Annotated in this window: 22 protein-coding genes and 1 pseudogene; 10 read left to right on the top strand and 13 right to left on the bottom strand. The window is 65.1% G+C overall.

Features of this window, described 5'->3' with window-relative positions:
* Positions 1–42: 42 nt before the first annotated feature.
* A complete protein-coding gene (locus XH79_RS04475; protein WP_271580873.1) occupies positions 43–1,311 on the top strand; it encodes a Spy/CpxP family protein refolding chaperone in 1,269 nt (422 codons plus the stop codon).
* Here XH79_RS04475 and XH79_RS04470 read toward each other — a convergent pair whose 3' ends face one another.
* The 3 genes from XH79_RS04470 to XH79_RS04460 form a co-directional block, all read right to left on the bottom strand.
* Complete coding sequence (locus XH79_RS04470) at positions 1,312–2,178, bottom strand: hypothetical protein (protein WP_333938789.1); 867 nt, start codon at positions 2,176–2,178, stop codon at positions 1,312–1,314.
* 261 nt (positions 2,179–2,439) lie between these two features.
* Positions 2,440–4,890 carry an adenylate/guanylate cyclase domain-containing protein gene (locus XH79_RS04465; protein WP_271580840.1) on the bottom strand — a complete coding sequence of 817 codons (2,451 nt, stop codon included), beginning with the start codon at positions 4,888–4,890 and terminating at the stop codon, positions 2,440–2,442.
* A 210-nt stretch (positions 4,891–5,100) separates the two neighbouring features.
* Positions 5,101–7,164, bottom strand: a complete 2,064-nt coding sequence (locus XH79_RS04460) for an AsmA family protein (RefSeq protein WP_271580839.1) — start codon at positions 7,162–7,164, stop codon at positions 5,101–5,103.
* Positions 7,165–7,399: 235 nt separating this feature from the next.
* Here XH79_RS04460 and XH79_RS04455 point away from each other — a divergent pair, with 235 nt between their 5' ends.
* Entirely contained in the window at positions 7,400–8,074 is a 675-nt protein-coding gene (locus XH79_RS04455) for a Crp/Fnr family transcriptional regulator (protein WP_212347221.1), read from the top strand.
* Between the two features lie 86 nt (positions 8,075–8,160).
* On the opposite strand, the gene XH79_RS04450 is transcribed toward XH79_RS04455, so the two are convergent.
* The 4 genes from XH79_RS04450 to XH79_RS04435 form a co-directional block, all read right to left on the bottom strand.
* On the bottom strand, positions 8,161–11,304 hold the full coding sequence (locus XH79_RS04450) for an efflux RND transporter permease subunit (RefSeq protein ID WP_212347224.1): 3,144 nt from the start codon (positions 11,302–11,304) through the stop codon (positions 8,161–8,163).
* Positions 11,304–12,233, bottom strand: a complete 930-nt coding sequence (locus XH79_RS04445; RefSeq protein WP_212347227.1) for an efflux RND transporter periplasmic adaptor subunit — start codon at positions 12,231–12,233, stop codon at positions 11,304–11,306. The genes XH79_RS04450 and XH79_RS04445 overlap by 1 nt, the downstream gene beginning before the upstream one ends.
* Before the next feature lie 158 nt (positions 12,234–12,391).
* A complete protein-coding gene (locus tag XH79_RS04440; RefSeq protein WP_212347230.1) occupies positions 12,392–13,063 on the bottom strand; it encodes an OmpA family protein in 672 nt (223 codons plus the stop codon).
* Positions 13,064–13,210: 147 nt separating this feature from the next.
* Positions 13,211–14,749, bottom strand: a complete 1,539-nt coding sequence (locus XH79_RS04435; RefSeq protein WP_271580838.1) for a caspase family protein — start codon at positions 14,747–14,749, stop codon at positions 13,211–13,213.
* A 374-nt stretch (positions 14,750–15,123) separates the two neighbouring features.
* Here XH79_RS04435 and XH79_RS04430 point away from each other — a divergent pair, with 374 nt between their 5' ends.
* The 3 genes from XH79_RS04430 to XH79_RS04420 all read left to right on the top strand — a co-directional run bounded on the left by XH79_RS04430 (position 15,124) and on the right by XH79_RS04420 (position 17,026).
* The gene (locus XH79_RS04430; RefSeq protein ID WP_271580837.1) at positions 15,124–15,930 is read left to right on the top strand and encodes an N-acyl homoserine lactonase family protein; all 807 of its coding nucleotides are present in this window, start codon (positions 15,124–15,126) and stop codon (positions 15,928–15,930) included.
* A gap of 184 nt (positions 15,931–16,114) precedes the next feature.
* The gene (locus XH79_RS04425) at positions 16,115–16,459 is read left to right on the top strand and encodes a YciI family protein (RefSeq protein ID WP_271580836.1); all 345 of its coding nucleotides are present in this window, start codon (positions 16,115–16,117) and stop codon (positions 16,457–16,459) included.
* 294 nt (positions 16,460–16,753) lie between these two features.
* Positions 16,754–17,026, top strand: coding sequence for a hypothetical protein (locus XH79_RS04420; protein WP_212347241.1), 273 nt, complete (start codon positions 16,754–16,756; stop codon positions 17,024–17,026).
* 172 nt (positions 17,027–17,198) lie between these two features.
* Here the strand turns inward: XH79_RS04420 and XH79_RS04415 are convergent, their stop codons facing one another.
* The 4 genes and pseudogenes from XH79_RS04415 to XH79_RS04400 all read right to left on the bottom strand — a co-directional run bounded on the left by XH79_RS04415 (position 17,199) and on the right by XH79_RS04400 (position 19,179).
* Positions 17,199–17,456 (bottom strand): hypothetical protein, encoded by a 258-nt coding sequence (locus XH79_RS04415; RefSeq protein WP_145832006.1) that lies wholly within the window; start codon positions 17,454–17,456, stop codon positions 17,199–17,201.
* Between the two features lie 115 nt (positions 17,457–17,571).
* Positions 17,572–17,802: pseudogene (locus XH79_RS43075) on the bottom strand (hypothetical protein); the annotation flags it as partial.
* A 29-nt stretch (positions 17,803–17,831) separates the two neighbouring features.
* Positions 17,832–18,551, bottom strand: a complete 720-nt coding sequence (locus XH79_RS04405) for a class I SAM-dependent methyltransferase (RefSeq protein WP_442869908.1) — start codon at positions 18,549–18,551, stop codon at positions 17,832–17,834.
* Between the two features lie 85 nt (positions 18,552–18,636).
* Positions 18,637–19,179, bottom strand: coding sequence for a MarR family winged helix-turn-helix transcriptional regulator (locus XH79_RS04400; protein ID WP_271580833.1), 543 nt, complete (start codon positions 19,177–19,179; stop codon positions 18,637–18,639).
* Between the two features lie 110 nt (positions 19,180–19,289).
* Between XH79_RS04400 and XH79_RS04395 the strand changes: the two genes are divergently transcribed.
* The 5 genes from XH79_RS04395 to fahA all read left to right on the top strand — a co-directional run bounded on the left by XH79_RS04395 (position 19,290) and on the right by fahA (position 24,945).
* Complete coding sequence (locus tag XH79_RS04395; protein WP_271580832.1) at positions 19,290–20,906, top strand: FAD-dependent oxidoreductase; 1,617 nt, start codon at positions 19,290–19,292, stop codon at positions 20,904–20,906.
* Positions 20,907–20,914: 8 nt separating this feature from the next.
* Positions 20,915–21,139 (top strand): DUF2783 domain-containing protein, encoded by a 225-nt coding sequence (locus tag XH79_RS04390; protein WP_271580831.1) that lies wholly within the window; start codon positions 20,915–20,917, stop codon positions 21,137–21,139.
* Positions 21,140–21,157: 18 nt separating this feature from the next.
* On the top strand, positions 21,158–22,114 hold the full coding sequence (locus tag XH79_RS04385) for an MBL fold metallo-hydrolase (protein WP_271580830.1): 957 nt from the start codon (positions 21,158–21,160) through the stop codon (positions 22,112–22,114).
* Between the two features lie 2 nt (positions 22,115–22,116).
* On the top strand, positions 22,117–23,463 hold the full coding sequence (hmgA, locus tag XH79_RS04380) for a homogentisate 1,2-dioxygenase (RefSeq protein ID WP_271580829.1): 1,347 nt from the start codon (positions 22,117–22,119) through the stop codon (positions 23,461–23,463).
* A gap of 210 nt (positions 23,464–23,673) precedes the next feature.
* Entirely contained in the window at positions 23,674–24,945 is a 1,272-nt protein-coding gene (fahA, locus tag XH79_RS04375) for a fumarylacetoacetase (RefSeq protein WP_271580828.1), read from the top strand.
* A gap of 191 nt (positions 24,946–25,136) precedes the next feature.
* Here fahA and XH79_RS04370 read toward each other — a convergent pair whose 3' ends face one another.
* Positions 25,137–25,448, bottom strand: coding sequence for a DUF1272 domain-containing protein (locus XH79_RS04370; protein WP_271580827.1), 312 nt, complete (start codon positions 25,446–25,448; stop codon positions 25,137–25,139).
* A gap of 74 nt (positions 25,449–25,522) precedes the next feature.
* On the bottom strand, positions 25,523–26,002 hold the full coding sequence (locus tag XH79_RS04365) for an Lrp/AsnC family transcriptional regulator (RefSeq protein WP_212347265.1): 480 nt from the start codon (positions 26,000–26,002) through the stop codon (positions 25,523–25,525).
* Positions 26,003–26,100: the final 98 nt, after the last annotated feature.

Below are 26,100 nucleotides of genomic sequence, written 5' to 3'. Positions count from 1 at the left end.
GAGGGCCAGGCGGTGGCCAAGTCGGCGGTCGGGTCGGGACGCATGGGACTGGCGCTTGCCGGCGCGATTCTCGTCATTGCGGGAGTGCTACTGCCGAATAGCGCGCAGGCACAGTTCGGATTGCGCGGCGGCCCGCTCGGTGTCGCCCGTTTCGCCGTCGGTCACGTGATCGGCCTGTCGCGATTGCGCCACGCCCGCATGGCGGTGCGGGGCGGCCGCTACCGCTCCGCCGCGTTGAGGTCGCAAGATCCTCGTTACGATCCGCGCGGCGCCGAGCGTGGCCAGCCGGCCAATCCTTACATCATCCGCGCGGCACTCACGGCGCAAGCCGCGCTGTCGGGCTGGCACGGTGGGCGCAGCCCGCAGGGCTGGTGGCGCCACCCCGACGGCAGCTATGGCTGGGCCGGCCCGGTGTTCTGGCCGTTCGCATATGACGATCTCGCCAATGCGGTCATCTTCGCCGATACCACCAGCATCTCGCTCTACGGCTATGGCGACATCTATGCCGCGCTGTTCTCGCCCTATGCGGCAGGCGAGCTTGCCGCCTACACCGTGCCGCAGGGCAGGCGCGCGCGAAAGGTCCCCTCGGTCGAGAGCATTTGCGACGCCAGCGACACCGCCGGCCTGCCCGTCGATCGCATCGCCGCGACTGTGGCACCCAACGAGTTGCAGCGCGCGGCGCTCGACGAGCTCACTGCTGCCTGGAATGCAGCGCGCGACACCATCCGCGCCGCCTGTCCGGCGCAGGCGCCCGCGACCGCATCGGAGCGTCTCGGCCTGATGCGCGAGCGCGTCGCGGCCATGATCAAGGCGACGGATGCGATCGAAGCGCCGCTCGCGAAGTTTGCAGGTCTCCTCAGCGACGACCAGAAAGCCAGGCTCAATGCTCTCGCCAATGATCGTCGCGCTGCGCTGGCGTCTCGCCAGCCCAAGGACGCGCAGGCCACTGCTGCTTGCCAGCCGGACTACGATCCCCGCTACGACGAAAAGGCGCAGCGCCAGTATGAGCAGCTCGTGCAGCAGCAATGGCCTGCGGACGACATTGCGTCCACGCTCCGCCTCGACGACACCGCCCGCGCCCGCTTCGAGGTGCTCCAGGACACCACGCTGCGCACCATGGAGACGCTGAGCGCCTGCCCTGCGGAGGCCGCCGCGACCCCGCTGGCCCGCCTTGCGGCCGTGAAGGCACGGCTGGCGACGATGCTGCAGGCGGTGAACGGCGTCACCGACGCGCTCGACGATTTCGAGGCGGACTTAAGCGAAGAGCAGAAGGCCGGCTTCGAGGCGATCGGGCCGAAGCGGGGGGCGTGATCAGCCGCACGCCCAGTCGAACTTCATGTCCTTGAAGTCGAGCTGCGCGTTGCCGCCGCCGAAATTGTAGCCGCCGAAATATTCCTCGAACTCGATGTAGAACGGGCTCATCTCCGGCACCGCCTGGCACGGCCGCATGGTGCCGCCGAGATGATTGTGGGCGTGGTCCTTGCTCCAGTCGTGCAGGCGGAAATTGTCGCGGCTCGGCACGCCGCCGACATAGTAGTAATAGGGCTGATAGCCGGTCGGCGGGTTTTCGCGCGTGTACTCGTCCTGCGGACCCTTGCCGGCATTGGGATCGCTCGCGCGCGGCGTCAACCCGATCGCGCGGGTCTCGGTGAGATCGGCGCGCGGTGCGCCGGCGAACATCTTCTTCGCGTAGGGCGCGGCAGCCTCGAAGAAGGCGCTGGCCCCGCCGACATCCAACCAGCGCGGCCGGTCGGCTGTCGCCAGCGCAAGCGGCGCCGGCGGCGTCGCGAACGCGCCGTCGTATTCGGTTTTGGTCAGCAGCAGCGCGGCATATTCGTAGTCGAGAATGTCGGTCATGCGCGACAGCCGCGGATGCGAGGGCCGGGCCATCACGGCCTCGCGGATCTCGGGATCATCAGGCGCGCCGCCGTCATTATGATCGGGCGCGGTGGCGAAGAACGAGACAGCGACGATGTCCTCGCCATGCACGCGATAATCCTCCGGCAGCAGAAGCGTGAAGCCGTGCATCAGCGGATAGCCGGTGACGGGATCGAGCGGCCATTGCTCGCTCGAGATGCCCGGCGGCAGGCCATAAACCCAGCCCTGGTCGCGCGCACGGTCCGCGGGCCGGTCCAGCATCTGCAAATCATACGCGCGCGAAGGCAAGGCAAACGCCACAGGTCTCTCCCACGAAATCCGCCTCGCCGTTGAGGCGATGGTTAGTCGCGGGGAGCGGAGATGTGGTTCGTTGGGCGTCGCCGATGAATCGTAGAAGCTGCGCTGCACTCTGAGGTGTCATCGCCCGATTTAATCGGGCGATCCAGTATTCCAGAGACTGCAGTGATTGATCGATAGGCTGCGGCGTACTGGATGCCCCGGTCAAGCCGGGGCATGACGGTGGAGTGTGAGGCGCGTGTCTATGGCGTTAGCCACTTGCGCTCACATCCTCCGCCGTGCCGCCGCAGCAGCATCCACCACATTCTCCACTTCCTCGCGCCAGCTCAAAATCTCCATCGCCAGCACCGGGTGATTGAATCCCTTGAGCTGGAGATCGTCGAGCGCGCGGGCCTCGACCCAGGGCTCGACCATGCCGTAGACGCGGCGACTGGCCACGATCTGATTGGGTTTGGCCTCGCTGCAGAGGCGGGAGGCGAGGTTGGTGACGCTGCCGATCGCGGCATATTCCAGCCGCTGCTCGAAGCCGACCTGGCCGAGCGTGGCATAGCCGAGCGCGATGCCGATGCCGAACCCCAGGCTATGCCCGCGGTTGCGCCAGCGCTCGGTCAGCGGGCCGATGGTGTCGCGCATCTCCACCGCCATCTTCACCGCGCGCTGGGTGTGGTCCTCGAACTGGATCGGCGCGTTGAACAGGATCATCACGCCGTCGCCGGCATATTTGTCGAGCGTGCCCTCATATTTGAAGATCAGCTTGCCGAGCGCGGCGTGGTACTCGCGCAGCACGTTCATCGCCTCTTCCGGCTCGGTCGCTTCCGTGAACGCGGTGAAGCCGCGCAGGTCGCAGAACACGACCGTGACCTCGCGGCGCTGGCTGGTGAGCAGCCCCTCGGGGCTGTCGGAGGAGGCGATCAGCTGCGCCACCTGCGGCGCCAGGAAGCGCTCGAGCTTGCGGATGCGCTCGATCTCGCCGAGTTGGGTCCTGACGCGCTCCTCCAGCGACTTGTTCCAGTCCTTGAGCTGCTCGGTCTGCACACGCAGCTTGTCGGCCTGGGCGCGCACGGTCTCGTTCGCCGTCTCCAGCGCGTGGCTCTTGTGATCGACCTCGGTGAACAGCTGCGCGTTGCGCATCGCCAGCACCGCCTGGTTGGCGAAGGTGCGCATCAGGCCGATGAGGCTGCCGGCGAACTCGCCACCGGCGCGTCGCAGCACCACCAGCGCGCCGAGCGTGCCCTGCTGGTCGACCAGCGGCACCACCAGCACCGAGCGGAAGCCGGCCGCGATCGCGGCGTCGCGCAGCGGCTGCCCGGCCGCATGCTCGAGATCGGCAAGCGCGATCGGCTCGCCGCTTCTGGCGGCATCGCTCAGGATGTTCTCGCCCTCGTCGATGGTGACATGGGCGCCCTCGGCCGATCTGTCGATGCCGCCCGCCTCGACCAGGTTGAAGCGGCGCGCCTCGGCGTCATAGCCGTAGATCAGCACTGCATCGGCATGGGTGATCTCGATCGCGCGCGCGGCGATCGTCGGCAGCACGGCGTTGAGATCGAGCGAGGAGGAGACCGCACGGCCGACCTCTTCCAGCACCTTGAGCTCGTTGTTCGACTGCGCGAGATCGCGGGTGCGCTCCTCGACCTTGGTCTCCAGGTTCGAATAGGTCTCCTGGAGCTGCGTGGCCATGCGATTGAACTGGCCGGCGAGGTCTTCCAGCTCGTCGGAGGTGTGCACGTCGATGCGGTGGCTGAAATCGCCTTCGCCGAGCTTGTGCGCGCCGTCGCGCAATGCGGTGATCGGGATGATCATGCGGCGTGCCAGCAGCGTGCCGGCGAGGATCGCGACCATCAGGCCCATGCCGATCAGAAGCGCGACGCGCACCAGCTGGTCGCGGATCGGCGTCAGGGCCTGCGTGGTCGGCTGCTCGAACATCACGTTCCAGCCGAGCTTCGGCACGGTGCTCGCAGCTGTCAGCACCGCATGACCGTTGAAGTCGGTGCCTGACGTCTCGGGCGCGCCGCCGGGCGAAATCGCGGCCGCCACCTGCGGCAGCTTCGACAAATCCTTGCCGACATCGGGACCTCTGGCGGACGCCGCCAGCACGCGGCCGCGCGGGTCGACCACATAGGCGAAGGCGGCCTTGCCGACCTGGGCGTCGGAGAGGAAGTCGGAGAGGAAGCTGAGGTCGATCTCGGCGACGGTGACGCCGGCGTTGAAGCCGGAATGCGCCACCGAGATCGACATGAACGGCGTCCGGTCGGAGAACCAGGCCGGCGCGTAGCTGACGCCGCGCGCGACGGTGTCGGTGAAGCGCATGTCGCGGGAGAGGTCGGCATTGCCGCCGGTCGTGGTCGACTGCCGCGAGACGCGCAGCACCTCGCGGCCCTCGCCGTTGAGCTGGAACAGCTGGTTGACGACCGAGACCTGGTGCAGGAGCGATGCGTAGTCGGCGCGGCGCTTCTCGAGCGTGTCCTGGCTCGCCCGCGTCACCCAGCTGATCTGGCGCTCCAGCTCGGAGATCGACTGTTCGATCCGCCGGGCGGCGCCCTGCGCCTTGTCCTCCAGCCCGCCGGTCAGCTGCGTCTTGGTGGCGCGATAGGAGATCCAGGTCTCCATCGCGCCGTTGACGGCCAGCACGAACACGACGAGGCCGACGAGGGAGACGACGTATTTGGCGAACAGGCCCTCGCGCAGAAACCGTGTCTTGTCGTTCGCCCCAGCCATCCGGATCCTCTCGCGCCATCGACGCTGGCGCTACGGGCCGTGCAGCCCATGGCCTTTCTAGCACAATTTGGGCCGGCGGACGGGTGGACCGCCGGTGTGGTTACCCGTTGTGGACGCGGGGACGGGCCGAAGGGTGGTGAATTGTCGCAGACTGATCCGTTCGGAGGAAGCAGCGGACGGGGAAGGCGATGTAAGCGGATTGGCGTGACATCATCGATTGAAGAGCTGCCGCAGAACGTCGTTCATCGGCTGGCTGTCCTGCTGCGCCACCGGCGGCTCCTCCTGGGCGGGGGGCGTGGGCGAGGCCTGCGGTGCCGGCGTCGATGGCGTTGCCGGCAGGCTGCGACTGCGCCCGGTGCCCGTCGCGGCGCTAGTGCCTGTTCCGGCGCCACTGGAAAGCCCCTGCTGGATCAGATTGCCGATCGCCTCGCCCAAGGGGCCGCCGAGCAGATTGTTCTGCCCCGGTTGCTGCGCTTGCGGATTGGTATTGCCGGTTGCATTGCCGCCCGGCGCGGTGGCGCCGCCGAGACCCAGGCTTCCCAAAATATTGCCGAGCCCGGCGCCATCAGGTCCGAACAGGCCCTTGCCCATCTCGCGCAGCTTGGCATAGGCGGCCTCGGGATTGTCGAGCATGCCGGCCATGTCGGGGTAGATCTTCGGCTGCGACCAGCTGCCCTGGATCATCACGGGGATGCCGAAGCCGACCGGGTCGGAGGTGCGGCCCTGGCCTTCGGTCGTCATCACCAGCTTGGGTTCGACGCGAAAGCCCATCATCTTGGTGTCGAGCGCGATGGTGCCGGCGCCGGTGACGCGCACCAGCGGCCCGATCAGATTGAGATCGGTCGTCACCGCCTGCCCCTTGTCGATGCGGAAGGAGGCCGAGAGCTGCGACAGATCCGTGCTCTGCTCCTGGCTGGGGTCCTGGTTTCCTTGCCAGCCGGACAGCGTGCCCGTCGTCAGCGAGCGGATCATCTGCGCGACATTGATGCCGCGGATGGCGCCGTCCTGGAAATTGACGAAGGCCGTGCCCTGCATGTTGGCCATCAGCGCGCGCTGGCTGGTGCCGGCGCTGCGCAGGGCGAGCTTGGCCTGCAGCTTGCCGTCGATCCGGTCGAATTCGGCGAGCCCCTGGAGCAGCGGCAGCGCGCGCACGCCGACGAGGTCGGAATGCATGGCAAAGCTCGGCGCGCCGGTGGTCGCATCCAGGATCACCTCGCCCGAGACTTGGCCGCCATAGGCACCGAGATTGGCGGTGCCGGCCTTCAGCACGCCTCCGGCGAGCTTTGCGTCGAGCGCCAGCGGCGCGATGCGCGCATCGCCGATCACGGCCTCGCTCGCGGAGATCCTCACTTGCGCATCGACGTAATTGAGCCCGGACACGTCGATCGGCGCATTGCTCCAGGGCTGTCCCGACGCACCGTCAGGCGTTTTTGCCAGCGGGATCGCGAGGCGCTGGAAATCGAGATCGACCTTGACCAGCGGCTTGCTTGCGATGTCGACCGAGGCCCAGCCGTTGAAGGCGCCGTCGCCGAGCTTGCCGCTCACGCCGTTGATCATCACGACGTCGCCGTTGAGCCGCATCTCGGCGTGGCCGGTGAGCTGGGACTTCAGCACGTCAGGCATGTCGATGGCGAAATCCACCGGAATGGTCGGCCGCTCGGCCGGCGGCGTCGGCGCCGTCGCCTTGATGTCGAACTTGGTCGGGTGATCGCCGACCCGCGCGGTGCCGGTGATGTCGACCTTGCGGTCGCGGCCGACGACGGCGTCGGCGTTGATGGCACTGATGCGGCCCTCGACGCGGTCGCGCACGCGCGCGAATGCGACCTCGCCGTCCGTGACCTTGATGCGGTTGATGGTCGCCCCGGCGGTGTCGAGCGCGATCGGCTTCGACGCGGCGCCGGCGTTCGGCAGGCGCTCACGCAGCAGCGGCTGATAGAGTACGGGATGGGTGACGACGAGCTCTCTGATCTCAGGGGTTCCCGACCACACGCTGGAGAGCGACATGTCGGCCTGCACGCTGTCCACCGTCAGACGCGTGATGCCGCTGCGGTCCTTGGGGTCCTGGAGCGTGAGGTCGTTCAGCGTGACGTTCAGCGTCGGCCACAGGCTGATCTTCGTGGTGCCGTCGATCGACAGGCGGTAGCCGGTCGCGCTCTCGACCCGCGAGGCAATCGTCGAGGTCAGGAAGCCCGAGGGGATTCCGACCACGAGCAGAAGCGCGATCACGATGATGATAGCGGCGACCGCGGCGCCGGCGAATTTCACTGCTCTCATGTCGACTTTCCAACGACGGACCAACGGCGCCGAATCCGGCCGCTCACCCGTCCCTTGCGCGTGAGTTTATCCCCGGACGGGAAGCGGCTCCAAGCGGTCAAAAATAGTCAGGGGGTGCTGCAAAGTTATGTGACTTATGACACACTTCTCCGGCGCGGTTTTACGCGATCCTGAAGACGATGGTTCCAAGCGATTTGCCGGTGAAATTGACACGCAAATTCACAAGGACGTTGAAATGAGCAAACAGGCCGAATTTGCGGTCATCCTGAAGATGAACCCGATGTTCGCCGATCTCGGCGCGGACGAGCTCCAGCGGCTGTCCAATCTCTGCCACACCCAGCATCTGGCGAATGGCGAGGTGCTGTTCCAGAAGGGCGATCCCGGGGACGCGCTGTTCGGGGTGCGCCGCGGCCAGGTCCGCATCGAGACCGGCGCCTCCGACGGCAGCCGGCTGACGCTGAATTTCATGGGGCCGGGCGACCTGTTCGGTGAGGTCGCGGTGCTGGACGGCCAGAACCGTACCGCGGATGCGACCGCGGGCGAGGTCAGCGAATTGTTCGTACTGCGGCGCGAAGACTTTCTCGGCTTCCTCGAGCGCGAGCCCAAGGTCGCGATCAAGATCATCGCGCTGCTGTGCCAGCGCATCCGCTGGCAAAGCGAGCGCATGGAAGAGTCCATGCTGCAGCCGCTGCCGGTGCGCCTCGCGCGGCGGCTCTGCGCGCTCGCCGCCGATTTCGGCTCCGAGGTGCACATCTCGCAGGAGCAGCTCGGCGTCTTCGTCGGCGCCGCCCGCGAGAGCGTCAACCGCCAGCTCCAGGCCTGGCGCAAGGACGCGATCCTCGATCTCCAGCGCGGCCGGATCCTGCTGCGGAACATGACCAAGCTGACCGCGATCGCGCGGAACGAGTAGGGCGGCCAGGCTGCTTCGCACGTAATGCAACGTCAGTAACTCAGACCGCGGGCACGGGCGGCACATGGCCGCCCATCGTGCGAAGCCTACTCCGCCGCTGGGTGCACGATGTTCTTCGGCGCCGGTCCCGCAGGCGCAGCTCCGTGATGGTCGCCGGTCTCCGCATCCTCGCTGTGCACGATCAGCCGCTTGCCAAAGCGCCAGATCAGGGCGCCGAGGTCGTCCATCACCATGAACATCGCGGGCACGAACACCAGCGACAGGATAGTCGAGAAGATCAGGCCGCCGATCACGGCGAGCGCCATCGGCGAGCGGAACTCGCCGCCGGCACCGACCGCGAGCGCGCTCGGCATCATGCCGGCGGCCATGGCGATCGTGGTCATCACGATCGGGCGGGCGCGCTTCATGCCGGCATCGATCATCGCTTCCTCGCGCGGCTTGCCGTCGCGGATCGCTTCGATCGCGAACTCCACCAGCATGATCGCGTTCTTGGTGACGATGCCCATCAGCATCAGGATGCCGATCCACACCGGTGTCGTAAGCTGCTTGCCGGTGATCAGCAGGGCCGCGATCGCGCCGCCGATCGAGAGCGGCAGCGAGAACAGGATGGTGATCGGCTGCAGGAAGGTGCCGAACAGCAGCACCAGCACCGCATAGACCATCATCAGGCCCGCCGTGATCGCGGTGGCGAAGCCGTCGGACAGCTCGTTCAGGCTTTCGGCGTCGCCCGAGGGTGAGACCTTCACGCTCTTGGGCAAGGTCTTCATCACGGGCAGGTCGTAGATCTTCTTGGTGGCGTCGCCGAGCGCGGCGGAGCCGACGAGATCGGCCGCGACGGTCGCCTGCCGCTCGCGGTCGTAGCGGTTGATGCTGGTCGGGCCCTGGTCGAGCTTGACGTCGGCGATCACCGAGAGCGGCACGCCGCCCTTCTCGCCGCGCTCGCCGAGCGGCACGCGCAATTGCTCGAGCGTCTTCAGATTGCCGCGCGCGGCGTCCTCGAGTTGCACGCGGATCGGCACCAGGCGGTCGCCGACGTCGAACTTCGCGAGCGCCGGCCCGACGTCGCCGATGGTGGCGACGCGGATGGTCTGCGACAGGCTTTCGGTGGAGACGCCGAGGCGCGCGGCGAGATCGGCGCGCGGCTCGATGCGCAGCTCGGGCCGCTCCAGCGTGGTCTCCGAGATCACGTTGGAGATGGTCGGAATCCGCTTCATCTGCGTCGCGAGCTCGCTGGCGACGTTGTTGACGATGTTGGCGTCGACGCCGGTCACGACCAGCGAGATCGCGCGCAGGCCGTTCTCGTCGAGGAACCAGAAACGGATGTCCGGAATGTTCTCCAGCTCCTGGCTGATCGAGAATTCCAGCTCGCGCTGGGTGATGTCGCGATCGGCCTTGGGCGTGTAGTTGATGATCAGGGCGGCGCGCCGGACTTCCTGGGTGCCGGGCGGAACGCGGCCGCCGTCGACGAAGATGCTCTTCACCTCCGGCCGCTTGCGCAGCCGCGCGACGATGTCCTCGGTGACCTTCTCGGTGTAGGCGAGCTGGGTGCCGGGCGGCAGCTCGAGCGCCAGCAGCGAGCGCGCGCTGTCCTGTGCGGGCAGGAAGCCCTGCGGCAGCAGCGTGATGCTCCAGATCGAGGCGGCGAAGATGCCGAAGCCGATCAGCACCGTGATGAAATAGTGCTTCACCGACCAGGCGACGATCCGATGATAGGATCGCAAGATGCGGCCGGGCGGCGGCTCCTCGTGATGGCCATGCTTGAGGAAGTAGGCGGCCAGCACCGGCGTGACGAAGCGCGCGGCGAGCAGCGAGAAGAACACCTGCACCGAGACGGTGATGCCGAACTGCTTGAAGAACTGTCCGGCGATACCCGACATGAAGCTCGCCGGCGCGAAGATCGCGATGATGGTGAGCGAGATCGCGATCACCGCGAGGCCGATCTCGTCGGCGGCTTCCAGCGCGGCACGGTAGGGCGATTTGCCCATGTTCATGTGCCGGACGATGTTCTCGATCTCGACGATGGCGTCGTCGACGAGAATGCCCGTCGACAGCGTGATGGCGAGGAAGCTGACGAGGTTCAGCGAGAAGCCGAGCAGGTCCATCGCCCAGAACGCTGGGAAGATCGACAGCGGCAGCGAGATCGCGGCGATGATGGTGGCGCGCAGATCGCGCAGGAACAGCAGCACGATGACGACGGCGAGGATGGCACCCTCGAACAGGGTCGAGATCGCCGCTTCGTAATTGCCGTTGGTGTATTCGACCGAGGTGTCGATCAGCTTGAGGTCGACGTCGGGATAGGCCGCCTTGAGCGCGTCGATGCGCTTCTGCACGGCGGCGGCGACCTTCACGTCGCTGGCACCCTTGGAGCGCTTGATGCCGAGCGCGACCACCGGCTCGCCATTGAAGCGGGCGAAGGTGCGGCGGTCGGCGATGGTGTCGGTGACGGTGCCGAGATCGTCCAGCCGCACCTCGCCGCCGCCGAACAGTGGAACCATGGTGCCGGCGAGATCGCTCAGCGTCTTGGCGCCGGCGAGCGTGCGGATCGCCTGGTCGTTCTTGCCGATTTCGGCGCGGCCGCCGGCGACGTCGACATTGGTGCCGCGCAGGCTCTGGCTGACATTGACCGCGGTCAGCCCCATCGCCTGCAGGCGGTCGGGATCGAGCGAGACCAGGATCTCGCGCTCGACACCGCCGATGCGCTCGACCTGGGCGACGCCGCGCACGCCCTGCAGCGCGCGCTTGACCACGTCGTCGACGAAATAGGACAGCTGCTCCGGCGTCTTGCCGGGCGAGATCGCGGCATAGGTGACGATCGGCAGGCCGATCACGTCGACGCGCTGGATCAGCGGCTCGGTGACGTTCTGCGGCAGGTTCGAGCGCACGCGCGTCACCGCGTCCTTGACGTCGTTGAGCGCGCGGTCGGTGTTGGTCTCCAGCGCGAACTGGATGGTGGTCAGCGACAGGCCGTCGGTGATCTGCGAGGTGATGTGCCTGACGCCTTCGACGCCGGACACGGCGTCTTCAATGGTCTTGGTGACCTGGGATTCAAGCTCGGCGGGCGCCGCGCCGAACTGCGACACCGCGACCGAGATCACGGGAATGTCGGCCGAGGGCAGCCGCGTCACCGCGAGCTTCACGAAGGAGGTCCAGCCGAGCACCAGAAGGATGATCGAAAAGACGACCGACGGCAGCGGATGACGGATAGACCATGCCGAAATATTGAGAGCCATCAGCGTACCCGCGTGCGATCGAGTTCATCGGCGAACATGGTCTTGATCTGGTCGCCGTCATGGAGCGAAGAGCCGGCGTCGGCCACGACGATTTCGCCGACCTCGAGCCCTTCCAGGATTTCCGTCGCGGTGTCGGACGACAGCCCGACCCGCACCTTGCGCGTCTCGACCGTGTTGCCCTTGACGACCTGCACGGTGAGATGGTCGATCGCGGTCTTGGGGACCGCGACGCCGCAGCTTCGCTTGGCGTCGATCGAGGCGCGGGCGAACACGCCGACCTTCAGCGAGGGATTGTTGGTGACGCTGATGCGGACGCGGCCGAGCTGCGTGGTGCGGTCGATCTCGGGCGCGACCAGCCGCACCCGTCCGATCAGATCGGGCGCGTCGTCGCGGCTGATGCGCACGGTCGCGCCGGGGCTGAGCTTGGTCATGTGGACCGCCGGAACCTGAGCGTCGAGCTCGATCTCGTTGTTGACGGCGATGCGGAACATCGGCCCGGCCTGCGGGGACGCGGGCGCGCCGACGATGGTGCGCACCTCGGTGACGAGACCCGGCGCAGGCGCCTTCAGCGAAATGGGGCCTTGCGGTCCCGGACGCTGCGGCTGGCCCGGAATCTGCGGCGGCGCGGTCAGGCGCGCGAGTTCCTGGTTGTCGGTGACCAGAGTACCTTCAGTGACGAAGACGTCGGTGACCCTGGAGCCTTCCTGGTCGGCAACGACCACCGCCTCGCGGCGCGGCACGAAGAAGCCGGTCACCCGGACGAGATCGGAGAAGCAGGCATTGGTCGACTTCGTCACGATGACGAGCGCCGTGCTCGGCGTCTCCTTCGCCTCGGGGCGGCGGCGATGCTCGAACAGATAATAGCCGACGCCGAGGGCCACCACGAAGGCCACGGTTCCGGCTGGCTTGAGGTATTCGGAGAGGTTCATCGCCGGATCATCCTGGCCTGGCTCACGGCCGTCCGCACGAGGCCCATGAAGAGCATTTCCCTGAAATAAAGCAGCGTCCCGCAAGGCTGCGGGACGCGCTTTGGACGCGAGACTTTACACCACATCACGACGGGTCACTGCAAAGGATTACGTCGCGCCTACTTCGAGGCCGTGGTCTTGTTTTCCATGTTGACCACCTGCACGCGGCGGTTGACCTCGGCCATGGGCTGGCTCGGATCCTTCAGCTTGCTCTTGCCATAGCCGACGGTGACGAGGTCGGTCGCCGAGATGCTGTACTTCTCGACCAGGTAGCGCTTGATCGAATCCGCGCGGCGCTCCGACAGGTCCTGGTTGTAGGCCTCGCCGCCGGCGGCGTCGGTGTGGCCGGCGACCACGAAGGTCGAGCCTTTCAGGTCGGGGCTGGTCAGCGCGCGGCCGAGCGCCTGCACCGAGGGCATCGACTTGGCGCTGATATTGGCCGAGTTGTAGTCGAAGGTGATCTCGAGATCGATGTTCGGCTTGTCCTTGGCGACTGAGGCGATCTCCTCGCGCTCGGTCGACGACAGCGAGCGCGTGGAGCGGCCGCGCACGGACTGGATCAGCTTGGTCTCCGCCGCGTTCGGCGCGGGATCGGCCTGCGGGGCCATCGACAGGCCGCGGGTCAGCGGCTTCTTCGCCGGCGGCGCCAGCGCGCGAAGGATCTCGTCCTCGGTGACGTTCTTGCTGTTGCCGTCATCGGCGGAGAAGGCGGGGGCGGCCGGCAGCGACAGTGTCGCGCCGATGGCCAAGATGGACAGGATTGCGGTCAGTCCCTTTGCAGCCAATCTCATAGCTAGTCCCTCCTGCGCAGCGTGCCCGCGCGGTTCCAAAATTCCTGCAATGGGGCCCCCCGGGAAAGGCCGCCTGCGGCATCCGACCGTTAGTCTTCCGTGGGCCGCCAAGGTTCGAGGCATCTGCTGCCTGAACTCAAAAAAATACTAGCGTACTCCGTAGCTTGCGAATTCCTGAACGATGTTCGGATCCATCGCCTTGGCATTGGCAATATCAAGCGCGCCTTCCTGGGCGGAGCCGTTGCGCTGCTTGGCGAGGCCGCGGCCGTAGAGCGAGGAGGTCAGGCGCGGGTTGATCTTCAGGGCCGCATCGAAATCGGCGATCGCGTTCTTGACCGCGCCCGACTTCAGATTGACCAGCCCGCGGCTGTCCAGCGCATCGACGAAGTTCGGCCGCAGCCGCAACGCCTCGTTGCAATCCTTCAGCGCGCCCTGGAGATCGCCGACCACGGTGCGGGTCCAGCACCGGTTGTTCAGCGCCTCGACATCCTTCGAGTTGATCCGGAGCGTGTCGTCGAAATCCTTGATGGCGAGGCTGTAGGCCCCCTTGCTGGCATAGACCTGGCCGCGCCGGTACAGCGCGTTCACATCGTCAGGATTGGCCGCGATCTTGGCCGTCAGGCCCTTGATGGTGGGATCCTCGGCCAAGGCGGCCGCGCTCGGCCCGCTATCCGCGTTCGGCGCGGGCGCGGGGTCGGCCGGTTTCGCCGGCGGTGGTGGCGGGGGCAGGGCCGCCTCGACCTGCGGCTTCGGTGACGGAGCCGGTGCGGGCGGCGGTGGCGGAGGAGGGGCAGGCGCGGCAGCCGTGTCAGCCGGCTTCGCGGGCGCCGGCGGTGACGGCGGGGCGGGTGGTGCCGGCGGCGGGTTGTTGGCGACGACCGGCGGCGCAGGCGGCGGGGTCGTTGTCGTCGTTGTTGTCGGGCGCGACCCGGCGGCGCCCGGAATGAAGGAGAAATCCTCGGCCAGCGAGGAGGAGATCCACGGTACCTGCTCGCCGCGCGAGGCGCGGGTGACGCCCATCTTGGTGCGGTTCAGCGTCTCCTCGGCCATCAGGTCGGGGACGCGGATTTCCTTGAGCAGTTCCTGCACGAACAGGCTGTGGTCGCCGCCGGCGTCCGAGACCACCGAGGCCAGCGCTGCCGAATACATCACCAGCGTGCCGTTCGGCGCGATGACGGGCGTAAGACCCGCCGAGAAGCTGCGGAACCGGCGCTCGAACGGGTTGCGCCTGGAGGCATCGATCAGCGCGATCTTGACGCCGGCGCCGCGCGTGTTGAGCTCGCCGAGCACGGTCTCCAGGCTGAAGCCGTCGCGGCGCACGTCGGATTCGGTCCAGATCTGTGCATCGACCGGCAGCATGTAGCTCTGGCGCGCCGACTGGATGCCGAAGCCGCTGAAGAATACCAGCGCCACCGAGCCCGGCTTGATCTTGCCATAGAGCTTGTCGAAGGCGCGGCGCATGCCGTCGCCGGTCAGGTTCTCGCCGATCTCGACCGAGAAGCCGTCGCGCTTGAGCTCGTCGGCCATGTCGCGCGCATCGTTGAGCGGTTCCTTCAGCGGAGCATCCGCATCCGGATATTTGGCGTTGCCGATGACCAGCGCAAAGCGGTCGCCGGCCGCCAGCGATGGCGCAGTCGGGACGAGCGAAACCAGCAAAGGGAGAAGGAAAAGGAAGCGAATTTTCATAATCAGCGCGGTCCAGCCAAAAAGGCGCCGTTCCAGCTTGCGCCGCGGCGACCTTAACTTACGCTCCAGGCATTATCAAACCGGGGGGAGGGGGCGTCAACCTCTTGGAGATTCGGCATTATCGCGACGATTGAGCGCAACGCAGACGCATGCCGGTAGTGGAATGAACGGGCTGTCATGTTTGGGTTCGACCCGACCTGGTTGGGCATGGCAAGCGGCCATGTTGCAGCAGTCATGTTAGGGGGACTCATGGCGACGAAAATGTGATTGGTCTCACATTGCAGCAAGCCCCGGCTGTTTGACCTTTGCGGCGGACGATGGCTTGGTGCGTCCGCACGTTCAGCTCCCCTCACAAAAAAGCAAAGCCAAGAGCCATGGGAAACGTCTACGAAATCTACGCGCTGCGCTATGCGACGATGTCGCCACGCACCCCCAGCATGAACTTCCTGGCGCCCGATCCGCATGACAGCGCGGCGCAGGATCTCGACTATTTCGTCTGGCTGATCCGAGGGCACGGCCGCGACATCCTGGTCGATACCGGCTTCAATGCCGAGGAGGCGAGCGCGCGGGCGCGCAAGCTGACGCTCAATCCGCTCGATGCGCTGGAGCGCTTTGGCGTCGCGGCTTCGAGCATTCGCGACGTCATCGTGACGCATCTGCATTACGACCATGCCGGCAATCTCGACCGCTTCCCGAATGCGCGCTTCCATCTGCAGGAGCGCGAGATGGCTTACGCGACGGGGCGCTGCATGTGCAACGGACTGCTGCGACATCCGTTCTCGGTCGAGCACGTCACGCAGATGGTGCGCCATGTCTATGGCGAGCGCGTCACCTTCTATTCGGGCGACGGCGAGGTCGCGCCCGGCGTCACCGTGCACCGTGTCGGCGGCCATTCCGACGGCTTGCAGGTGGTGAAGGTCGAGACCGCGCGCGGGCCCGTGGTGCTCGCATCCGATGCCGCGCATTACTACGCCAATCTCCAGCGACGCAGCCCATTCCCGATCGTCTACAATGTCGGCGACATGGCGCAGGGCTGGGAGACGATCGAGCGCCTCGCCGGCCACCCTGACAGGTTCATTCCCGGCCACGATCCGATCGTGACCGAGATCTATCCGCGCGCCAGCGACAAGGTCGACGCGTGGGCGCTCCATCTGCCGCCGACGCGATCGTTTGCGAAGTGACGGAATCCGGGCCGTGTACTTGTAAGTCCTAAGCGCGGCTCAGATCAGCCAGGCCTGATATGCGCTGTGCTCCTGAAGGCAGCGCGCAAACGAGCATCGCCGGAGGTCCGAGCCGGGCCAGAAGCTGAACATGCGAAATACCGATGATAGCGTGTTCTTCGGGCCGCAGATAACAGGAGATCACATGACGCACTACATTATCTACTTCAACCAGCAATGGGTCGGTGATCACTCCGAAGAGTGGTTTCAGTCCCGCGGGCGGTTGGTCAGGGCAGTCGTAGCGGAGATGAAGGAGGCGGGCGTGCTCATCTTCGCCGCGGGAGTAGATGAAGACCTGAGCAAGGCTTTCAGTGCCGACGAGACCAGCGGCGAACTGCACTTCGGCGAAGGTCGGTATTCCAATGTCCCCGAGTATCTCGGTGGCTTCACCGTCGTGAATGTCTCCAATCAGGAGTCCGCAAAGTTTTGGGCCGGCAAGATCGCAACGGCTTGCGGCTGGCCACAAGAGGTCCGACCACTCCATGTATGACGATTGCAGGACATGGGGCCGAACCCGAGCTCGCCTGGCTGCTCGTCGCCCATCTGAGGCTCCTAACTCGCCGCTTGGCCAGGACCTGAAAGGGTCTACGCTTTTTGAGTCAGGCTCTGAGGAGCGCGCTCTTGCGCGCGTCTCGAAGGATGAAGGCCGAGATGCGCCTTTCGACAATGGCGATTGGAACTAGGAAACCTCGGGATGTTCGCGCGTTTAAGGGGCGGGAGCAAGCCGTGGAGGAGAAGCATGCGAACAGCAGTTCTCGCGTTGATCGTAGTTGCCGGAAGCGCAATGACCTACCAAGCAGCGGCCCAGCAGCAAAAGGCCGCCCCCAGTGAGCAAACCAAGGAGGAGATGCGCCGTGATGTAGACCAAGGGCTCAAGGATGGCGAGCCCAACGAGCAGATGCAGCGTGATGCTGACAAAGGGATCAAGACCCGCAACTCCGGAGAGTCCGGATACGTGGCCGATCAAGGCAAGCCAGGCGCTTCTGCGCATCCTCCCGGCCGACCGGGAAGTGAGCAGACCACCGGTTCGGGTGGCCAGACCAGCACTCCGAAATAGAACCCTTAATAGAGCCCTTGGCGATGCGCTCCAAAGCATGATCCGGAAAGAGTGCGAAGCGGTTTTCCGGAAAGATCATGCGTAAATAGCAACCCCAAGCGCGATGACGATTCATCCCAATCTCACCGCGCTTCAGGTCGGTGGTGAGTTGCGTGGCGTCCAGAAGTTAGACTTACTTGCGTGGCTCGGTCACCACCTTGGTTGATCCGTCCGGCGCTGCCTGCATTCCCGGTGGGCTTTGACCTTGCGGGCTTTCCGGCGGCGCGCCACCCGATTTCGTGTCCAGCGGTCCGGTCCAACCTTGTGGCTGCAATTGACCTTTTTCTTCCGGTGCCGAGCGTCCAGTTGTCATGTCCTTGGGATCGGTCTGTGCTGTCGCAAATCCGCACGACAACGCCCAGCCAACCGCCGTTATCAGAATGATCCGCATTGTGAGACTCCGCTTGGCTGATCGAACCAACAGGCTGGTCCCGCTTCGGTTCCGAATCAAACTCCCCGCAAACGATGTCCGCTTCCGGTCAAAACCCGCAATGCTCCGATAAAGCCTAAGACTCCTGCTCAACCCCCAAGCAGCCGACATCGGGACCTTGCGAGCCCACGCCATAATGCTTCGCGTCGGCCTCTTCGCTGGTCTGGATCAGGTCGAGGCTTGCTTCGATCTTGGCGAGCAGGGTCGAGAGCTGCTTGCGCTCCTGCGCGGAGAGGCAGGCGAGGATCTCGTCCTCACGCCGCAGTTATTGCGGGAACAGCTCCTCGTACAGCGCGCGGCGCTTCTTCGCCTCTGAGACGGGCGGCTGGCGTGGTGTCAACGAGCGCCGGCAGGATTCCTGCAAGCAATGATATCGCGGGGAGATTTTCGAGCCACTAACTCCGGCGGAGAGAATACCGCCAAATATCCTCCGTCACCTGCGAGCTTATATGTGGCGATCTCGCGATAGCCGACGGCGGTCAATTCGCAGCGCAAGAGCTCAATCGGCGTGCCATGCTTCGACGTCGGAAGCTCGAGGTCGACAATTCCGACCCGCGCACCCTGCTTCAAGGCGGGCGCAAGGTTGTAGAGGAAGGCATAGGGTTGGGCTATCTCGTGATACATGTGCACGAGGATTGCGGCATCCAGCGAGGAAGCGGGCAGACGCGGATCGTGTGGTTCGCCGAGCGCGAATTGCACGTTCGTCAACTTCAGAAGCTCTGTTCGCCTGGCGAGTTCGATGAGGTAGTCCCGCGTGACGTCCTCGGCAACGACAGAGCCGGCGGGTCCGACGAGGCGGGAGAGCCTGACCGTGTGGTAGCCATCGCCTGCTCCAATGTCGCCGACTGTCATGCCTGGTTTCAGCTCAAGAATACGTGCGATTTGACCGGCCTCATTGAGGGCGTCGCGGAGCTCTTCGGCGGCGCGGCGTGGGCTGACGATCCGTGCAACAGGGCGCTTCGGTGAGGGAAACTCGTTTGCAGCGACTCCGGGGGGAGCCAGATAACCTATGTCAGCGGCGTATGCGCGAGTTGCGGCAAACGCCACAAGGAGCATCGCGATATAAGCCAGCGCCGTCACGGGCCTACCAAGCTCTCTCAACCGGACTCCCAAACGCCGACGTTCGCGCCTCTATGAGTCCCTAATACGCCTGCTTCGCGTCGGCCTCTTCGCTGGTCTGGATCAAATCGAGGCTCGCTTCGATCTTGCCGAGCAGGGCCGCAAGCTGCTTGCGCTCCTGTGCGGAGAGGCACGCCAAAATCTCGTCCTCACGCCGCAGCAATTGCGGGAACAGCTCTTCGTACAGCGCGCGGCCCTTCTTCGTCAGCTGCAGGCGGAATTCGCGGCGGTCGGCTTCGTTCTCGACGCGCTCGATCAGTTGCTCATTGAGCAGCGTGGTGACCGCGCGGCTGATGGTGGATTTGTGCGTGCGGGTGCATTGCGAGATGTACTGCGCGCTGCAGGCATCATTGCGGAAGCCGAGTGTGGCGATGACGCGCCAGGCCGGAATGTCGAGGCCGTGGCGCTCCTGATATTCGACCGACAGCGCGGCGCTGACTTCCGCCGCCAGCCGGTTGAGACGGAACGGCACGAACTTGAACAGATCGAGCCGTGCCTTCGGCCGCGGCGAGGCCTCGCCGGGGTCGCGTGTCTTCAGCGCGATGTCGCTGGATGTCCTCGCCAAGGAGAGCGCTCCGATTTCCAGTTGACGGCCGGCCGGCTCCGGTCCAAAATAGTTGCACGTGAGACTATCTAGCAGATCAGTCCTGTTCTGACCAGAGCCGAGGTTAGTGTATGGCGCCGGCCAATACGCATCAGGCCAAAACCCAGTTCGGCTATCGCCGCCACCCCGATCAGGACCGCCCCGGGCCAAGCCCCGCGGAGCATCCGGTCGTGATCGTCGGCGCCGGCCCGGTCGGGCTGTCGCTGGCGATCGATCTCGCCCAGCGCGGCCAGCGCGTCGTCCTGCTGGATGATGCCGACCGCATCGGCGAAGGCTCGCGCGCGATCTGCTTCTCGAAACGCTCGCTGGAATATTGGGACCGGCTCGGCGTCGGCGACCGCATGGTCGACAAGGGCGTGGTGTGGAGCGTCGGCCGGATCTTTCACGGCGAATCCCAGCTCTACCAGTTCAATCTGCTGCCGGAAGACGGCCACAAGCGGCCGGCCTTCATCAATCTCCAGCAATATTACGCCGAGGCCTATCTGGTCGATCGCATCAGCGATCTGCCCGAGATCGACCTGCGCTGGCGCAACAAGGTGACGGCGCTCGAGCAGCGTAACGATTCCGCGCTGCTGACGATCGAAACGCCCGAGGGCGCCTATCGCCTCAATGCGCAATATGTCATTGCCTGCGATGGGGCGCGGTCCTCGTTGCGGCAGATGGTCGGTGCGGAATTCGCCGGCCAGGTGTTCGAGGACCAGTTCCTGATCGCCGACGTCAAGATGACCGCGGAATTTCCGACCGAGCGCTGGTTCTGGTTCGATCCGCCGTTCCATGCCGGGCGTTCGGCGCTGCTGCACCGGCAGCCCGACGATGTCTGGCGCATCGATCTCCAGCTCAACCGCTATGCCGATCCCGTTCTCGAGAAGAAGCCGGAAAACGTGCGGCCGCGGATCGCGCGCATGCTTGGCCACGACAAGTTCGAGTTCGAGTGGATCTCGCTGTACAAATTCCAGTGCCGGCGGATGGACCGCTTCCTCCATGGCCGCGTGATCTTCGCCGGCGACTCCGCGCATCAGGTCTCGCCCTTCGGTGCGCGCGGGGCGAACTCGGGACTCGAAGACGCCGAAAATCTCTCCTGGAAGCTTGATCGCGTGCTGCGGGGCAAATCGCCCGCGAGCCTGCTGGAGAGCTACCACGTCGAACGCAGCATGGCGGCGGACGAGAACATCCGCGAATCGACGCGCTCGACCGATTTCATGGCGCCGAACTCGCATCAGGAGGCGCGATTGCGCAAGGCGGTGCTGTCGCTGGCCAAGGAGACAGAGTTCGGCAAGCGCATGGTCAATGGCGGCCGGCTCTCGGTGCCGTGCAGCTATGATACACCGCTGTCGTCACCCGACGCCGATGCATGGGCAGGTGGTCCTCGTCCCGGCTGTTCCATGCTCGACGCCCCCATTGCCGAGCGCAGCTATCTAACGGATGCCTTCCGCAAAGGTGGAACGGACTTCACCTTGCTGTCGTTCAGCAATGGCGCGGCGCTCGATGCGCCCGACGGCGTCAAAAATATCCGCGTCGGCGGAGAGGGCGGACTTGGCGACCCCTCGGGTCTCGTCGCAAAGCGCTACGACGCAGAGCCGGGCGCTGCCTATCTGCTCAGGCCCGATGGCTATGTTGCGGCGCGCTTCCGGCATCCGACGCGCGAAGCGATTGCGGCAGCGCTGTCGCGTGCCGCAGGCTTGAATTGAGGTTTCGCATGCCGCTTTCCACCAGCTCGAACTTCGCTCGCCCGGACGACGCCTTCCGCGCCATCGTCGAGGCGCATCGCGGCCTCACCGAGGAGCAGAGCGCCGATTTCGACGCGGCGCTGGTGCTGATCCTCGCCAACCATATCGGCGACATCGACGTGCTGCGCGAGGCGATCGGGCTCGCCAGGCGCCGCATGGTCGACGGTCAGCAGCAACAACAGCAACAACAATAAACTCGTAAGGATGAATTGATGGCGAAGAACTTCGCATCCACCGGCGATCTCTCCGAGAAGACAATCACCTTCTCCGAGATCGGCACCGATCTCTACGCCTTCACTGCCGAGGGCGATCCCAACACGGCCGTGATCGTCGGCGACGACGGCTGCCTCGTGTTCGACGCGCAGGCAACGCCCGCGATGGCGAACAAGGTGATCGAGCGCGTGCGCGCGGTCACCGACAAGCCGATCAAATATGTCGTGCTGTCGCACTATCACGCCGTCCGCGTGCTCGGCGCCTCCGCCTACAAGGCGCAAGGCATCGTCGCCTCGCAGGAGACCTATCGTCTCATCGAGGAGCGCGGCAAGCAGGATTGGGATTCCGAATACGGCCGCTTCCCGCGCCTGTTCCAGGATGCCCAAAGCATTCCCGGACTGACCTGGCCGACGCTCACCTTCGAAGGCGAGATGTCGATCTATCTGGGAAAACGCGAGGTGCGGCTGATGCAGCTTGGCGCGGGCCACACCTCGGGCGATATCGTCGCCTGGGTGCCGGATGCCGAGGTGATGTTCTCCGGCGACCTCATCGAATATCACTCGGCCTGCTATTGCGGCGATGCGCATTTGCGCGAATGGCCGCTGACGCTGAACGAGATCCGTAACTTCAATCCCAAGGCGATCGCGCCGGGTCGCGGCGATGCGCTGAAGGGCACGGCCACCGTGCGCGAGGCCATCGCGATGACGCGCGACTTCGTCACCTCGCTCTATGGCGCCGCCGAAATCTCGGTCGCGAAGGGGCGCACGCTGAAGGAATCGATGGCGGCGACACGTGAGGTGATGGATCCGAAATTCCACAGCTTCGCCATCTACGAGCACTGCCTGCCGTTCAACGTGTCGCGCGCCTATGACGAAGCGTCCGGAATCGATGACCCCGTGATCTGGACCGACAAGCGCGACCAGGAAATGTGGGCCGCCTTGCAAGGAGGAGGATAGTCATGAACATCAATACCTCGCCTGACCAGATCGTCCGCAGCTCGGCCCAGGTGACGCCGGGCTACATGTCCGGCTTCGGCAACAGTTTTGAGACCGAGGCGCTGCCGGGCGCGCTGCCGATCGGGCGCAACTCGCCGCAGCGCTGCGCCTATGGCCTCTATGCCGAGCAATTGTCCGGCTCGCCCTTCACCGCGCCGCGCGGCACCAATGAGCGCTCCTGGCTCTATCGCATCCGGCCCTCGGTGAAGCACTCCGGCCGGTTCGAGAAGGTCGACGCCGGGCTGTGGCGCTCGGCGCCGTGCCACGAATATGATTTGCCGATCGCGCAGCTGCGCTGGGACCCGACGCCGCTGCCGAAGGAGGACGTGACCTTCGTCCAGGGCGTGCAGACCATGACGACCGCGGGTGACGTCAGCACGCAGGCCGGCATGGCTGCGCATGTCTACCTCGTCACCAAGTCGATGGTGGACCAGCACTTCTACAATGCCGACGGCGAGCTGATGTTCGTGCTCCAGCAGGGCAATCTTCGCCTCGTCACCGAGTTCGGCCGCATCGATGCCGAGCCCGGCGAGATCGTGGTGATCCCGCGCGGCGTCAAGTTCCGGGTCGAGATTCCGAACGGTCCCGCGCGCGGCTATCTCTGCGAAAATTACGGCGGCGCTTTCACGTTGCCGGAGCGGGGCCCGATCGGCGCCAATTGCCTCGCCAATGCGCGCGACTTCCTAACGCCGGTCGCGAACTACGAGGACAAGGATACGCCGACCGAGCTGTTCGTGAAATGGGGTGGCTCGCTGTTCAAGACGACCTTGCCGCATTCGCCGATCGACGTCGTCGCCTGGCACGGCAATTACGCGCCCTACAAATACGATCTGCGCACCTTCTCACCCGTCGGCGCGATCGGCTTCGATCATCCCGATCCCTCGATCTTCACCGTGCTAACCTCGCCGTCGGAGACCGCAGGCACCGCGAATATCGACTTCGTCATCTTCCCCGAGCGCTGGATGGTCGCCGACAATACCTTTCGTCCGCCGTGGTACCACATGAACATCATGAGCGAGTTCATGGGCCTGATCTACGGCGTCTACGACGCCAAGCCGCAAGGCTTCGTGCCTGGTGGCATCTCCTTGCACAATTGCATGCTGCCGCACGGCCCGGACCGCGACGCCTTCGAGCACGCCAGCAACGGCGAGCTGAAGCCGGTGAAGCTGACCGGCACCATGGCCTTCATGTTCGAAACCCGCTACCCGCAGCGCGTCACCGCGCACGCCGCGAAGTCCTCGACGCTGCAGGACGATTACGCCGATTGCTGGAAGGGCCTCGAGAAGCGCTTCGATCCGAGCAAGCCGTAGTCTTGCTTACCCTCCCCTGGAGGGGGAGGGTCGCTACGCATGCAGCGAAGCGGAATGCGTAGCGGGGTGGGATGACGGTCTCTCCGCAAGGAACACTGCCCGTGTTGAGAGATCACCCCACCCCGTCTCATATTTCGCTGCGCTCGATATGAGCCGACCCTCCCCCTCCAGGGGAGGGTGACACCGTCACCGCTGCGCCACGGGAAACCAATGCCCCACCCCAACGACCCCAGCCTCCGCTCCTTCATCGAAGTCGATCCCGCCTCCGGCTTCCCGATCCAGAACCTGCCTTACGGCGTGTTCTCGACCGCGGCCAATCCGACGCAGCGCGTCGGTGTCGCGATCGGCAATTACGTGCTCGATCTCTGGGAGCTGGAGCAGGATTCCCGGCTCGATGTCGGTCCGCTCGGCGTGTTCTCTGGACCGTCGCTCAACCCCTTCATGTCGCTGGGACCAAAAGTCTGGACGAAGACGCGGGCGCGGATCAGCGAGCTCTTGCGGCACGATCATCCGGAGCTGCGCGACAATGAGGAGCTGCGCAGACAGGCGCTGGTGCCGATGCGCGATGCAAAACTGCATCTGCCGTTCGCGGTTTCCGGCTATACCGATTTCTATTCCTCGAAGGAGCACGCCACCAATGTCGGCGTGATGTTCCGCGGCAAGGACAACGCGCTGCAGCCGAACTGGCTGCACATGCCGATCGCCTATAACGGCCGCGCCTCCACCGTCGTGGTCTCCGGCACCAAAGTGAAGCGGCCGCGCGGGCAGCTGAAGCCGCCGAATGTGGAGCTGCCGAGCTTTGGTCCGTGCAAGCGGCTCGATTTCGAGCTGGAGATGGGCGCCGTCATCGGCCAGCCCTCAGCCATGGGCGGCATGCTCACCGAGAGCCAGGCCGAGGAGATGATCTTCGGCTTCGTGCTGCTCAACGACTGGAGCGCGCGCGACATCCAGCAATGGGAATATGTGCCGCTCGGCCCGTTCCTGGCAAAAGCGTTCGCGACCTCGATCAGCCCGTGGGTGGTGACGCGCGAGGCGCTGGAGCCGTTCCGCCTGAAGGGGCCGGAGCAGCAGCCGGTGCCGCTCGATTATCTCAAGCAGGGCAAGCCGCAGAACTACGATGTCGAGCTCGACGTGTCCTTGCGCGCTGCGGGTGCCAATGCGCCCGCCGGCATCAGCCGCACCAATTTCAAATACATGTACTGGTCCTCGGTGCAGCAATTGATGCACCACGCCTCGAGCGGCTGCGCCATGAATGTCGGCGATCTCTTAGGGAGCGGCACCATCTCGGGCCCCGAGAAGAACCAGCGCGGCAGCCTGCTCGAGATCAGCTGGAACGGCACCGAGCCGGTCGAACTGCCCGGCGGCGCCAGGCGCTCGTTCCTGGAAGACGGCGACAGCCTCGTCATGCGCGGCTGGTGCCAGGCCAACGGCTATCGCATCGGATTCGGCGAGGTCGAGGGGACGATATTGGCGGCGGAGTGATCGCCTGCCGGCTATAGGTCGAGGCCAGCCTTGTCGAGCTCAGTTCTCATTCGAGCTGAAAAATCGATTATTTGCTGCTTATCGAAATTGCAGTACGTCGGGAGAGACTTGTCGGGGACATGCTGCATCAGCGCTGCGCCGACACGGATGATGTACCTAAGTTCTTCCGGCGTTACTTCAATCTGCATTTGCTAGCGCTGCCCCGGCGGTACGTCGCGTATTCTCGCGCAATGCGCAGCGACATCGTCCAGACTGTACTTCAGATGTACCCGCTTGTCAGATGGCACCTGCCTGGTCGTGCACACGCCCGGCCGCCATTCCTGCGTCGGTCTGATCGGACGCGGGGCAAAGCCGCCGCCGCAGTTCGGGCAGACGTTGAAGAGCTTCGTCTCGACGCAGTCCGCACAGAACGTGCATTCGTACGAACAGATCCGCGCATTCGTCGCGTCAGGCGGCAGATCGCAATCGCAATATTCGCAGTTCGGTCGCAGCTGGAGGGCCATGACAAGAGTCTCCCGGATTGGCCTGGATCATCGCAGACGGCGCGTGCAGCGCGAAGGCCGTAGTTCCCTCGATTTCAGCCAGCCTTCAAATCCCTGAGCGGCAGCTTCGCGCTTTCCTTGAGACGGTCGAGCACGATCGAGGAGCGCACATGCGCCACGCTCTGGTGCGGCATCAGCACGTCGTTGACGAGGTTGGAGAGGCCCTTGAGATCGCGCAGCACGGCTTTGAGCACGTAGTCGGCATCGCCCGTCAGCGAATAGGCCTCCTGGATCTCGTCGATCCGGTTCACCAGTGCACGAAAACGCTTGGAATTGTCCGGCGAGTGCGTCGCAAGTCCCACCTGGATGAAGGCGATCACGCCGAAGCCGAGTGCCTCGCTGGAAAGGTCGGCGTGATAGCCGGATATCACCTTCTCCTCCTCCAGCCGCATCCGACGCCGCGAGCATTGCGAGGCCGAGAGTCCTGCGAGATCGGCCAGCTCCTGGTTGGTGAGCCGGCCGTCGTCCTGCAGCGCGGTCAGGATCTTGAGGTCGAAAGCGTCCACGGAGATCATGCGTGTTTTGTCCATTTTATGCACGGATCATGCATACAATAGCCAAATCGCGTCCCGATTGCACGCTCCTTGCGCGTCCGATGAAGGATAGTTCCTCT

The organism is Bradyrhizobium sp. CCBAU 45389 (genome assembly GCF_028128625.1).
In the GTDB taxonomy this organism is placed as follows: domain Bacteria; phylum Pseudomonadota; class Alphaproteobacteria; order Rhizobiales; family Xanthobacteraceae; genus Bradyrhizobium; species Bradyrhizobium liaoningense_B.
Note: the sequence above shows the minus strand (reverse complement) of the source record. Positions and strands in the feature narration are given on the sequence as shown.